This window comes from Dyadobacter bucti, assembly GCF_005869225.1.
GTDB lineage: Bacteria > Bacteroidota > Bacteroidia > Cytophagales > Spirosomataceae > Dyadobacter > Dyadobacter bucti.
Genome location: NZ_SWFP01000002.1, coordinates 598,706 through 612,307, shown reverse-complemented (window position 1 = coordinate 612,307; position 13,602 = coordinate 598,706). Strand labels below are relative to the sequence as shown.

Sequence of the window (13,602 nt, the reverse complement as noted above, 5' to 3'; positions counted from 1 at the left end):
CAAAATGACGATCATTAACGAAGATGAAGTCCCTGAGGTTGCACATCCCGGGAGATTTATGCGCTGGCTGGTGAACGAGGATTCCCTCAAAGCCAAAAATTTATCGGTCTGCGTGATAAGGGTCATGCCGGGCGAGGCGGTGCGGCCCGCCCATTCGCATCCCAACAGCGAGGAATTGATATACATCATTACCGGCTCAGGCAAGGTCATGATCGAAAACGAAGTAGGGCCTGTGCGTGCAGGATCGGCCGTTCTTTTTGAACAAGGTAAAGTACACATACTCAAAAACACAGGCGATGTGGAGATGAAGGTCGTGTGTTTTTTTGCCCCGGCCACCAATCTGGACAATTACAAAATATTCGAAGACGTCACTTTCCTGGAGTAGGATACGGTTTAAAACATTGATTGTCATTGTCAGGCCTGCGTGCGGCACCGTGCGTATACAGGGAAAGGAACGTCCAAACTAAACCTAAATAGAATTGAAAATGCCTTCATTCAAATCATTTGTATCCGACAACTACCGGTTGGTTTTCGGATACGCACTGCTGGTCGCCGTGGTGATCGGGTGCCATTCCTTGCCCAGGCAGGGTACCTCGGGAAAGGAGAAAAAGTCCGGGACGGATCCCCACAAAACATGGAGGGATTTCGGTGGCGGGCCGGATCAGTCGAAGTATTTTGTACAGGATGAGATAACCAAGTCCAATGTAAACCAGCTCAAAGTAGCCTGGACGTATTCCACGGCGGACGAAAATGTGTACCAGTTCAACCCGCTCATCGTCGACAACATCATGTATGTGCTGGCAAAAGGCAATTCGCTGGTGGCACTCGATGCTGCTTCGGGCAAGGAAATCTGGATCCATGCCAATTTACAGGGTATCGCACCCCGTGGCATCAATTACTGGGAAAGCAAAGACAGGAAAGACCGGCGGCTGATATTTCAGATGAACAATTACCTTCAGGCGATCGATGCACTCACGGGAAAATCCATTCTGAATTTCGGTGACAATGGCCTCGTCGATCTCAGACAGGGCCTGGGCCGCGATCCGCTGACTGTCACCCGCGCCCAGTCTGGCACACCAGGTAAAATATTCGAAAATCTGCTGTTGCTGGGATCCTCTACCGGCGAAAATTATATGTCGTCTCCCGGCGATGTGCGGGCTTATGATGTGGTCACGGGCAAGCTGGCCTGGACATTCCATACCATTCCGCACCCAGGCGAATATGGGTACGACACCTGGCCGAAAGATGCATACAAATACATTGGGGGCGTGAATACCTGGGGCGAAATATCCGTGGATGCCGAACGCGGGATCGCTTATTATCCGCTGGGTTCGCCCACATACGATTACTACGGCGGCGACCGGATCGGCAGTAACCTTTACGGAAACTCTATCCTGGCACTGGATGCCCGTACCGGCAAAAGGATCTGGCATTACCAGCTTGTGCATCATGATCTCTGGGATTATGATTTGTCTGCGGCGCCCCAGCTGGTGACGGTAAATCATGACGGTAAGAAAATCGATGCCGTGGCAGTGGCCGGGAAAAACGGGTTTATGTTTGTTTTTGACAGGGTTAACGGCAAACCGCTCTGGCCGATCGAAGAGCGGCCGGTGCCGGCAAGCACGGTGCCCGGCGAACAGGCATGGCCAACACAGCCTTTTCCTACTGTAATACCTCCTTTTGGTCGTCAGGATATGACTTCCAAAGACCTTAACCAGTATTTTCTCAAACCCAGGGAACGTGCTGAATGGGCCAAGCGTATTGACTCGATGGGCACCGGACTGTACACGCCGGTTTCGATGACGCGCGAAACGTTATCCATTCCAGGCGCGGTAGGCGGGGCCAGCTGGGGCAGCACAGCCGCGAATCCCGAAAAAGGAATTGTTTACGTGCGGAGTATCGACTGGCCGTCGGTATATGGCAAAGTAGAAAAGCGCGACCCGCCCAAAGACGATGAGTCGGGTGAAAATGCCGTAGCTGCAAACGGACAGAGCATTTATGCCACCAACTGCCAGGCATGTCACGGAGCAGATCGCAAGGGTGCCGTAGGACCGCAATTGCTGGACATCGCTTCGAAGCTGAATTTTGAGAAATTCCAGCAACTGGTTTTTTCGGGAAAAGGAGAAATGCCAGCTTTCCCGCATCTGGACGAAGGTACCATGCGAAGATTGTACCGTTTTATGAGTGAAACCGGCGACGCAAGAGCCGGTGGCAGACCTGCGCCAGCGAAAAACCAGACGCCCGAAGGGCCGGTTGTGGCGTCCGGCGGCGTACCCAAAGGACAGGAACTGCGCGAATTGACAGCAGCGATGCGCAACGCTTCCCGTCAGGGGCCGAACTCCTACGGTGTGCCTTATCCGGATGATGCAAAAGTATCTGCAACCCGCTATTTTATCCCGCCGGGCTGGGGGCTGGGTTATCCTTTCCTGATCAGTCCGCCGTGGTCGTCGATCATCGCTTATGATATGAACAAAGGAACTATAAAGTGGAAGATCCCGATAGGCCAGGATTTGCAGGCGACGGAAGAAGGCGGAAAAAATACAGGGGTATTACGTTCGCAGCGTAACGGAATGATCGTAACTTCGACCGGGTTGGTGTTTTGTACCGCAAAAGACGGAAAAATTTATGCTTTCGACGCTGATAACGGCAAGGAGCTATGGGCCGGACAATTACCCACCGGCACGCAGGGACTTCCTTCCATGTACGAGCTGAACGGCAAACATTATCTTGTGGTTTCTGCAACCGTACCGCTTGTATGGGGGCGCGGGGACGAGAAAACCAAGCCGGAAAAACCGGCACCACAGGGACGTTATGTGGTATTTGCACTTCCATGATGTATCGTTCAATCTAATTTTTTAATCATGAAAGGAAAAAGCATTTCAGGGAAGTATTTGTTTTACGGTATGCTTGTCGGGGCTGCCCAGTTCTGGAACCCCGCTGCCGCACAGTCGATCAGTCTGGAAAAGAAATGGGAAACAGTGGCCAGCCTGAAAGAACCAGAGTCCGTGTTGTACGACCGCGCCAACAACGTGGTATACGTATCCAATATCAACAATCCCCCGGCAGGAAAAGACGGTAACGGATCTGTGGGCAGGGTTTCGCTCACTGGCGAAGTAACCGATGTGGAATGGGTTGTAGGCGGCATGGATGCTCCCAAAGGCCTCGGCCTGACCAAAGGACTGCTTTACGTAGCCGATCTGACCAAAGTGGTGGTAATTGATGTCAAAACAGGCAAAATAGTACGTACAGTAGAAGTACCCGACGCAGGGATGCTCAACGACATTACCGTCGACAGCAAAGGCGTAGTGTATGTCTCAGACTCTAACAAAAAAAGGGTTTACGTGATCAATGCAGGCGGTTCGGAAGTTTGGCTCGAAAAAGACCATTTTCAGAAACCCAACGGATTGCTGGCTCATAAAGACAAGTTTTACATGATCGATATGAACGCCGGTATTTTTTATGAGGTAAATAAAAAAACAAAGGAGCTGCGCACCATAGCGGAAGGCCTGGTGGGCGGCGACGGAATTGTGCCGGTTGGTAATGATTTTATCATTTCAAACTGGAACGGCGAGCTCAACCACGTCTCAGCAAAAGGAGAAATAAAAAAGCTGATCGACACCAAAGCCGAAAAAATCAACGCGGCTGATATCGATTACATTCCTGAGAAGAAACTGTTATTGGTACCAACATTTTTCGCCAACAAGGTCGTGGCGTACGAAGTGAAGATTAATTGATCATTTGTATACTGCCCCCCGGCCGCTTTCGCTCAGGGGGGCAACGCCCCCAAACATAGGTAGCATGAAAAATATTGTATTGGTTTCAGGCTTGGCGATCGTGTCGTTTTTTGTTTACAATTGCAAAGGCACGCAGACGGCATCATCGGGTCAGGCCCGGAACAGCACCCCGACATTCAATCCCAATCCTACAGGAATATACCTTTCCCCTGAGGAAAGCATGAAAACCATGTTCTTACCGGAAGGATACCGCCTGGAACTGGTGGCCAGCGAGCCGATGATCAAGGAGCCGGTTGCTATTGCCTGGGACGGTAACGGCAGGATGTATGTAGCGGAAATGATCACCTACATGCAGGATGCCGATGCCAAAGGTGAACAGGAACGGGTGAGCAGGATATCGTTGCTGGAAGACACGGACAACGACGGAAAAATGGATAAAAGCACCGTTTTTATCGATAGTCTGCTGTTGCCGCGAATGATGCAGGTGGTGCACGACGAGCTGCTGGTGAATGAAACCAATACAATAGACATTTACAGTTACAAGGATACAAATGGCGACGGCAAGGCGGACCGGAAAAAACTGTTGTACCAGAATAAAAAGTACGTCGTGAATGACGCAAACATGGAACATCAGCGAAGCGGTCTCGACTGGAACCTCGACAACTGGATGTACATGACCTACGATCCCGTTCGGATGCGCTATACCAATGGTACGCTGAAGGTGGACACCATCGTCAGCGGATCGAGCGGACAATGGGGTATGACCCACGATAATTACGGACGCTTATTTTATTCAAGGGCAGGAGGGGAGATTCCTGCGTTAGGTTTCCAGATCAATCCGGTGTACGGTACACTGGATTTTGGAGACCAGTACAGCGCCGAATTTTCCGAAGTGTGGCCGATCATCGCTACACCCGACGTGCAGGGCGGCCCGCTGCGGCTCCGTCCCGACAATACCCTGAACCATTTTACCGCCCCCACCGGGCAATCGATTTTTCGCGGAGACCGTCTTCCGAAAGATTTTGACGGAAATTACATTGTCTGCGAACCGGTGGCGAGGGCCGTAAGGAGGGCAAAGGTGGTGAACAAAAACGGCAAAACGACGCTGGAAGACGTGTACAACCGCAAGGAATTCATTTCATCGTCCGATATGAATTTTCGTCCGGTGAATAGTGCTACCGGTCCGGATGGCACGCTTTATATCGTAGATATGCACCGCGGGATTATCCAGCAGGGGAACTGGACACAGCCGGGATCATTTTTAAGAGGGAAAATAGACAGCCTCGGGCTTGCCGCGAATGTAGGCCACGGGCGAATTTACAGGGTTGTGCACGAAAGCTTCAAACGGGGGCCGCAGCCAAAGATGCTCAACCAGTCGGGAAGTGATTTGCTGGCATACCTCGACCATCCCAACGGCTGGTGGCGCGACAATGCACAAAAGGATATTATTGCAAAAGGCGACAAATCCATCGTGCCTGCCCTGACAGAAATCGCAACAGGAAAAAGGCACAGTACCACAGAAACGGCCCATCTGGGAAGGATTCATGCCTTGTGGACGCTGGAAGGGCTCGATGCAATCAACAAGGATATTCTGGCGGCAGCTTTTCAGGATCAGGAGGCGCAGGTGAGAAAAACCGCTGTATGGATTGCCGAGCGGTATTTTGAAGCCAACGAAAATAGCATGATCGAGAAAGCCGCAGCCCTGGTAAATGACCCGAGCTATGATGTACGGGTTCAGCTGTTGCTGTCTCTGTACAATAGCAAATCTCCAAAAGCAAAGGAGATCATCAGTGAAATCCTGGCTAAAAATGCGGATAATGAAATGATTACTGCGACGAAATCGGCATTGGATAAAAACGAAAATGTGCGGACATTCGGCAGCAGGCTCGGGCAACTGGATGCTGAAAGCCGCAAGCTCGTGATCAACGGAGCTGCAATTTTCAAATCGCTTTGTGCAAGTTGTCACGGAGCAGATGCCAAAGGCCTGGACATAGGTGGTGCGGGTATGGCGGCCCCACCGCTGGTGAAATCCAGACGTCTGGATTTTGTTGCCAAAGAAAACCTCATCAAAATCGTTCTGAACGGACTTACCGGTCCGATAGACGGAAAAAATTATACGAGTATTATGCCCGCTATGGACGCTAACAGTGACGAATGGATCGCCTCGGTGGTCAGCTACATCCGTCATGATTTTGGCGGCCGGCCGCCAAGCAGGCCCGGTGAGATCCCCGGAATGGCGCCACCTGCAGAAAACGATGCTTCCGGTTTCCCGGTCAGAAAAACTACTTCACCAGTTGTAACGCCTCAGGAGGTGAAGAAGATCAGGGAACAGAATGCGGGAAGGAATAAGGCTTGGACGATTGCAGAGCTGGAAAATAATGTTGAATGAGTGAATTTTGAATGAGTGAATGAATGAATAGTTCGAAGCCCCAGCTTCGGACACCTATGCTAAGGCCTCCGGCCGGTCAGGCGAGGAATAATTTTGAATGACAGGATGCTTGAATGAATGATTGATTGAATGAATGAATGACAGAATGAATGAATTTCATTTTTAGTCTTGTGTTGTCATGTGAACTGAGGACAATCAACAATTATTTTTCACTAAAAAATCTGCATAAAAATCAGGAATACCGCTTTTCCTGATTGCTTCACCTGTTTTGATCTGATCTCCTCAAAATTATCTATATCCCGCAGCACGGCTTCCAAATGCGGGTCATTTCCGTCTACATTACCGATTATAGCTGGTCCCAATATTTCTGAAACTGGATTCCCCTTTATATTTGCGGTGAAACCGTTTTTGTTTTTTACTGCAAATACATATTTACACGACTGTTTATGAGCGCTATCCATCCACGGTGATATCGTACTAACCATGTCACCGGACCTTTCTATCAAATTTTTACTAAAAATATTTATAAATTTATAACGTGTCCTGATTTCAGAAGGAAGTTTTTAAGGTACAATAGGGTAAAGAATAATTGAAAGTGACGGAATCTTGCAGCGTTCTTACAGATGAAGAGTTGATCCGGTTAATGTGTCAGCGGGATGATGAACTTGCATTTGCAGAGTTGTACAAACGTCACGCACGGCTTCTGATACATACCGCGATCCGAAAAACCGGGATAAAAACAACGGCGGAGGATCTGGTACAGGAGGTTTTTTTTAAATTCTGGATGGGCAGGCACAAGCTGGATATCGAGAAAAACCCGCAAGCCTATTTACAGGGAATGCTGAAAAACAACATCATCACACATTATTACCGGGAACAGAAAAAACAGTTGCTCTCGCTGGAAGAAGCGGATGTTCCCCAGCACGACGACACCCGCGAACACCTTGAATACAATCTGCTCAGTGAATTTTACGAACAGTCCCTGCAAAAATTACCCGAGAAATGCCGGACTGTATTCGTCCTCAGCCGCAAAGGTTACAGCATGAAGGAAATCGCTGACTCCCAGGATATTTCCGAAAAAACAGTGGAAGCCCACATTAGCAAGGCACTTCGTATTTTACGGATTGAAATGAAGGATTACATCGTTCTGGCCTTCATGGGAACCTTCTTTTTGTAATCATTCCCAAAAAATTAAAAATATTTTTATTTCCGGATAAGGGATTTGCTCCAGAAGGATAGACTGTATCAGTATCTATTGTATTAATCTATGGAATACTTATACAAATGACAGGAAAAACGCCTTCTCCCGAGCTGCTTCAGAAATATCTCGCCAACGAATGCAGTGAGGCCGAACGTAAGCTGGTGGATGCATGGTATCAGGGCCTGCACCTGGAAAGCACGGAGACCTTTTCGGCCAGCGATGAAGAACGGCTGCTGCTGCATCTGCAATCACAGATTGCACAGCAAAAAAAGCTTTTACATCCCAAAATCCTTCCGATCAGAGGCTTATGGCTTTATGCAGGTGGTATCGCTGCCATGCTAGCCCTTTGTTTCGGGTTGTTTTATCTGGGCCGGAATGGGAAGGATACTACCGCCAGTCAGGTTTTCCCGGATTCGCTGCTGGTTTTCAGCAATACTCAAAAAAAGGTGGTCCACTATTTGCTCCCCGACCAGACTCAGATATGGCTGCATCCCGGTGCCGAGGTTCATTATCCGCGTACGTTTGCAGGCAGGAAAAACAGGGAAATACAGTTTGAAGGCGAAGGTTTTTTTAACGTGACCCGAGATTCCCTGTATCCGTTCGTGATCAGGAGCGGTACGCTTACCACGCAGGTGCTCGGAACCAGTTTTAATGTAAAAGCATATGCCGATCAGCCTGTTTACAGTGTGGCGGTGGTCACGGGAAGTGTTTCGGTAAGCGCGTCCGGTCAAAAAGCCCAGGCAGAAACGGTCATATTGAAGCCACAGCAGCAGGTTACTTTTGAAAAAAGCACCAGCCAGCTAACGATCAACAATGTGGAGACCAGGAATACTTTGCAGGAAACATGGCAGCCGGTTTCTCTCAGTTTTACCGACGCATCCCTGGCCGACATTACCGAACGTCTGCAGAAAACCTTTCGCGTGAAAATAAAGATCGAAAACCCAGCTCTGGGCAAGTGCGAGCTGAAAGCCGATTTCGACCGTCAGAACCTTCCCGAAATCCTGGAAATGATCAATACGCTGATAGGCAGCACCTATGAAATGGACGGGGATCATATCGTGATCTCAGGAGAGGGGTGCGGCGATATCTGACCCGGAAATTAATATTCACTTTACCCGATATAATATGGCATAAAAACCGAAACCCAGACCCGGGCGCGAGCGCTCCGAAAAGGTTGGTCATAAAAAAATCAGGAGTGGTTGCAACACCCCTGACGAATAACCGACTAACTGTCCCGCGAAGCGGGTGATTGTTCAGATCCATTAACCAGTCATTAGTAAAATTATGAAGAAACACTTGTATTCCAAGTATGGAACCCTGTTTACCATTATGCGAATCACATTCTGCCAGCTATTGTGTATCAGTTTTTTGTCGGCTATGGCTTATGCGCATTCCACGCCGGCACAGGAGCTTTTGAACAGAGGCGTGACGATCAGGCTGACGGCCGTTCCTTTGCGGGAGGCGCTTGTTCAGATAGAAAATACCACCAAAGTAAAGTTTGCTTACAGCAGGGACCTCGTACGTTCGTCCCAGTCGGTGACACTTATCGCTGACAAGGAAGCACTCTCTTCAGTTTTGGAACGCCTGCTTCCGCCGCTTGGGATTGGATACAAAGTAGTAAATAACCAGATATTGCTCATCAAGTCGAGGCCACGCGGCGGCGGCACTTCTGCCGAACCTGCGATTCCTCCCTTACCCGATGCAGTCGCCACTGATATCACGGTCAGCGGCACGGTTACCAGCGCGGACAACAGGGAACCGCTGCCAGGTGTAAGCGTGGTCATGAAGGGTTCCAACACTGGCACGATCACCGACGCCGAAGGCCATTACCAGATCAGCGTACCCGATGCAGGCCAGGTCCTCGTGTTCAGCTTTGTCGGGTATTTATCAGAAGAGACCACCATCGGGAACCGGGCGCAGATCGACGTGAACCTCAAAGCGGATATCAAAGCACTGAATGAAGTGGTGGTGGTCGGCTATGGTACGCAGAAGCGGGGCGATATTACCGGCGCTGTGGCATCTGTGAGCGCCAAAGACATTGCCGGGCTGCCTACACCCAGCCTCGATGGCGCGCTTACCGCGAAAATGCCGGGTGTGTATGTAGCCCAGACGACCGGTACGCCCGGAGGCGGATTAAGCGTGAGAGTGAGAGGCACCGGATCGATAGGGGCGGGAAACGAACCTTTGTATGTGATCGACGGGTTTCCGGTGACGGCCAATTACAGCCAGACCAGTAATCCGCTCAATTCTTTGAATCCCAATGATATAGAATCAGTTGAAATATTGAAAGATGCTTCATCGACGGCCATTTACGGTTCGCGTGGCTCCAACGGGGTAGTGCTGGTCACGACCAAAAGCGGCAAGTCGGGCAAGATGCGCGTGGATGTGGATGCCTATGCCGGTGTGCAGAATGTGACCAAATACCTGGACCTGATGAACGCACGGGAATTTGGCCGGTATATTGTAGATACCCGGAACAATGCCTGGGTGGATATTGGCGGCAATATCAGCGATCCTAACTCGGCCAGAAGTGTGATTTATCAGATCCTGCCGGCTCTGCAAAATCCGGAAGCATTGGGAGAAGGTACCGACTGGCAGAGGGAAATTTACCGGCAGGCGCCTACCCATAATTTCCAGCTTACACTTTCGGGGGGGAATGATAAAATCAAGTACATGACTTCCGGCGGGTATTACAAGCAGGACGGAATCGTCATCAATTCCGGTTTTGAACGCTACTCATTTCGTGTAAACCTGGAAGCGCAGGCATCGAGGCGCTTCAAAATGGGCCTGAACCTCACACCGGCATATACGATCAGCAACCCTACCAACTCCGAGGGGCACTGGGCGGCAGGAGGTATCGTTCTCTCGGCGCTGACCATGGCGCCGCACTTGCCTGTATACAATCCCGACGGAACCTATACCACGGGACTCAACCTCGGCAACGGTTTCAGCAGCATCGAAAACCCCGTAAAACTTGCGAAGGAACGGACAAACAGAGTAAACGAGCTGCGGTTGCTGGGAACAGTTTTCGGAGAGTTCAAAATACTCGATAACCTTACGTATAAACTGCTGCTGGGTACCGACTTGCGGTCATCTAACCAGAACACTTTCCGCCCATCGATAGTAGGACTGGACGGTGCGGTGCCTCCGGTGATACCGTCCGGTACGAATGAAACCAACAGCTCCTACAACTGGCTGGTAGAGCATACATTGAATTTCAACAAATCCTGGGAAAAGCATGATTTCAGCCTGCTGGGAGGTTTTACGGCTCAAAAAGTGCACTCTGATCTGGCCAGGATCGCGTCGACTAACTTTCCGAACGACCTCGTCGAGACCCTGAATGCCGGGATTGTTTCCTCGGCTTCCACCACTGCGGAAGAATGGGCGCTCTTATCGTTTCTGGCTCGGGCCAATTATAGCTACGCGAGCAAATATCTGCTCACAGCCACCATCCGCCGCGATGGTTCTTCGCGTTTCGGTGAAAACAATAAGTGGGGCGTGTTTCCTTCTGTTTCAGCAGGATGGCGGATTTCCGAAGAAGCGTTCATGAAAAATATAAGTGTTGTGAATGAGCTGAAAATCCGGGCCAGCTACGGGCATACCGGTAATAATTTCATTGGTAACTACGACCATATCGGCTTGACCACGAAACGTAATTATGTGTTCGGAGGCAGTGGCGGCACGGTCGTTAACGGTCTCGGGCCTATGCGGATCAGCAACCCGAACCTGAGCTGGGAGAAGAACAAACAGGTCGATATCGGTCTGGAACTCGGGATCCTGCAGAACCGGATTTTTCTGGTAGCTGATTATTACAAAAAAATCACTTCCGATCTTTTGCTCAATGTGCCTACACCTTCGCTGACAGGCTATACCGTAGCGCGGCAAAACATCGGCAAGATCGAAAACAAAGGTCTTGAACTCGGCCTTACTACCAGAAACCTGGAAAAAAAGCTGAAATGGAGCACCGATCTCAATATATCCTTTAACAAAAACAAAGTACTGTCGCTCGGGCCCAGCGGGGAACCTTTGTACGGCAACTATCAGGTAACGAGCAGCCACATCACCCAAATCGGCAAACCGATGGGGAATTTCTACGGGTATCAGGCAACAGGGGTTTTCCAGACGCAGGAGGAAATCGATAACAATCCGAGCTTTGCGGACTCGAAACCGGGCCATTTGCGATTTCAGGATGTAAACGGCGACGGTAAGCTCAGCAGCGACGACCGCACGATCCTGGGCAATCCTCAGCCTGATTTTATTTACGGTATCACCAACAATTTCAGCTTCAAAGGCTTTGACCTGACAGTCTTGCTGCAGGGAGTTCAGGGCAACGAGATCATGCACCTCGGCAGAAGGTTTTATGCCAATTATGCGGGTACGGCCAATGGTTTGAAAGAAATGAACAATGGCTGGAAATCTCCACAGGATCCCGGCGACGGCAAAACCCCAAGGGTGAACCGCGACCTCAACCGTTACAGCAGCAGCAACGCCAGTGCGAATATCTCTTCGATCATCATCGAGGACGGATCGTTTTTGCGGATCAGGAATATTTCGTTGGGCTACAACCTGCCTCCGTCTTTTCTGGAAAGGATCAGAATGCGGACGATGCGGCTGTACGTAAATCTTCAGAACCCTGTAACCTGGACCAAGTACAGCGGCTATAACCCGGAAGTAAGCGTTCAGGGGTCAAGCCCGCTTGAACCCGGCGTGGATTATGGCGGCTACCCGATCGCAAAAGTGTACACTGTCGGGCTGAATATTGGTTTTTAACATTTAAAGCTATTTACATGAAATCATATCGTTTTCTCATTTTGCTGGGCCTGGTTACATGCTCTTCCTGCAAGGACGGGTTTCTGGACCTGGCACCGATATCTGAAACAAACAATGTCAATTTTTACAGGAATGCGGAGGATATGCTGAATGCCGTCAACGCTGCTTATGCCACCCTGCAGTCGAGTGGGCTGTACGGGCAGAGCATGTATGCGATCGGTGAAGGCATGTCCGACAATACTGAAATCCTGGATGCCCAGAGCGGGATCGACATTTCCCAGCTGGATGCATTTACTACTTTAAGCAACAACGGAATTGTCAGTACGACTTGGAACGATCATTATCAGGGAATTTTATCCTGTAATACGGTGATCGACAGGATTCCCGGAGTGAACATGGAACAGGCGCTGAAAGACAGGTATGTAGCCGAGGTGAAATTCCTGCGCGCGCTGATGTATTTCAACATGGTAAGGATTTACGGGGACGTCCCACTGATCCTGAAAGAAACGACGGACGTAGCCGACGGATACGGGTATTCCAGGAACCCGTCGACGGAAGTTTATGATCAGATTGTCAAAGATCTGCAGGATGCCGAGCAGGTACTGCCAGCCAGCTATACCGGGCTGAACATCGGCAGGGCCACTTCCGGAGCAGCGAAGGGATTACTTGCCAAAGTATATCTGACGCAAAAAAGATGGGCTGACGCCGCTTCGAAAACGAAGGAAATTATCGACGCAGGTACCTATGAGCTGCTTCCGTCGTACGCGGACATTTTCAGGATCACCAATAAGAATAACAAAGAGTCGCTTTTCGAGGTACAATTCAAAAAAGGCGGTTTCGGTCTGGGAAGCCCGTTCAACAACCGTTTTGCGCCAAGGCTTGCCGGCGTGGCCGTAACGACGATCGGAGCGGGCAGCGGGCACAATCTTCCTACTGTGAGTATGGACCAGGCTTATGAAAAAACGGATCCCCGGAAAGATATTTCCATGGCGCAGGGTTATACCAGCGGCGGAAACTTTGTGGCGGCACGTTATATCAAAAAGTACCTCGATCCGGCACCTTTCGCCGCCAATGATGCCGATAACAACTGGCCTGTGCTGCGGTATGCGGATATCCTGCTGATGCGGGCGGAAGCACTGAACGAAGCTGCATTTGTGGCTGGCGGAGAGGCGTTTGCTTTATTGAATGCCGTTAGAAAAAGGGCCGGGGTAGCAGAGAAAACGATTACGGAAATCCCGACTCAGGCTGCTTTCCGGCTGGCCGTTGAGCAGGAACGACGGGTAGAGCTGGCGTTTGAAAACCACCGCTGGTTCGACCTGGTGCGCACCGGCCGGGCGCTCGATGTGATGAAGGCCCAGGGCTTTAATATTCAGGAATACCAGCTAATTTTACCCGTACCCCTGACACAGATCGAGATCAACCCCTCCAAAATCAAGCAAAATCCCGGATATGAATAGTCCCGGATAAATGTATTGAAAGTAAAAGCCAGTTAATATTCTTACCCAATT

General features: G+C 50.1%; 8 protein-coding genes. All 8 read left to right on the top strand.

Annotated features, from left to right (window positions below; genetic code table 11):
• Positions 1-4 precede the first annotated feature (4 nt).
• The 8 genes from FBF61_RS07670 (at position 5) to FBF61_RS07635 (ending at position 13,551) form a co-directional block, all read left to right on the top strand.
• Positions 5-385, top strand: a complete 381-nt coding sequence (locus FBF61_RS07670) for a cupin domain-containing protein (RefSeq protein WP_138476619.1) — start codon at positions 5-7, stop codon at positions 383-385.
• A 100-nt stretch (positions 386-485) separates the two neighbouring features.
• A complete protein-coding gene (locus FBF61_RS07665; RefSeq protein ID WP_138476618.1) occupies positions 486-2,834 on the top strand; it encodes an outer membrane protein assembly factor BamB family protein in 2,349 nt (782 codons plus the stop codon).
• Positions 2,835-2,861: 27 nt separating this feature from the next.
• Positions 2,862-3,734, top strand: a complete 873-nt coding sequence (locus tag FBF61_RS07660) for an SMP-30/gluconolactonase/LRE family protein (RefSeq protein ID WP_138476617.1) — start codon at positions 2,862-2,864, stop codon at positions 3,732-3,734.
• Between the two features lie 64 nt (positions 3,735-3,798).
• Positions 3,799-6,123 (top strand): DUF7133 domain-containing protein, encoded by a 2,325-nt coding sequence (locus FBF61_RS07655; RefSeq protein WP_138476616.1) that lies wholly within the window; start codon positions 3,799-3,801, stop codon positions 6,121-6,123.
• 595 nt (positions 6,124-6,718) lie between these two features.
• A complete protein-coding gene (locus FBF61_RS07650) occupies positions 6,719-7,300 on the top strand; it encodes an RNA polymerase sigma factor (RefSeq protein WP_138476615.1) in 582 nt (193 codons plus the stop codon).
• A gap of 107 nt (positions 7,301-7,407) precedes the next feature.
• Positions 7,408-8,415: a FecR family protein gene (locus FBF61_RS07645; RefSeq protein ID WP_138476614.1), complete on the top strand. Its 1,008-nt coding sequence runs from the start codon at positions 7,408-7,410 to the stop codon at positions 8,413-8,415.
• Between the two features lie 193 nt (positions 8,416-8,608).
• On the top strand, positions 8,609-12,094 hold the full coding sequence (locus tag FBF61_RS07640; RefSeq protein WP_138476613.1) for a TonB-dependent receptor: 3,486 nt from the start codon (positions 8,609-8,611) through the stop codon (positions 12,092-12,094).
• Positions 12,095-12,111: 17 nt separating this feature from the next.
• Entirely contained in the window at positions 12,112-13,551 is a 1,440-nt protein-coding gene (locus tag FBF61_RS07635; RefSeq protein ID WP_138476612.1) for a RagB/SusD family nutrient uptake outer membrane protein, read from the top strand.
• Positions 13,552-13,602: the final 51 nt, after the last annotated feature.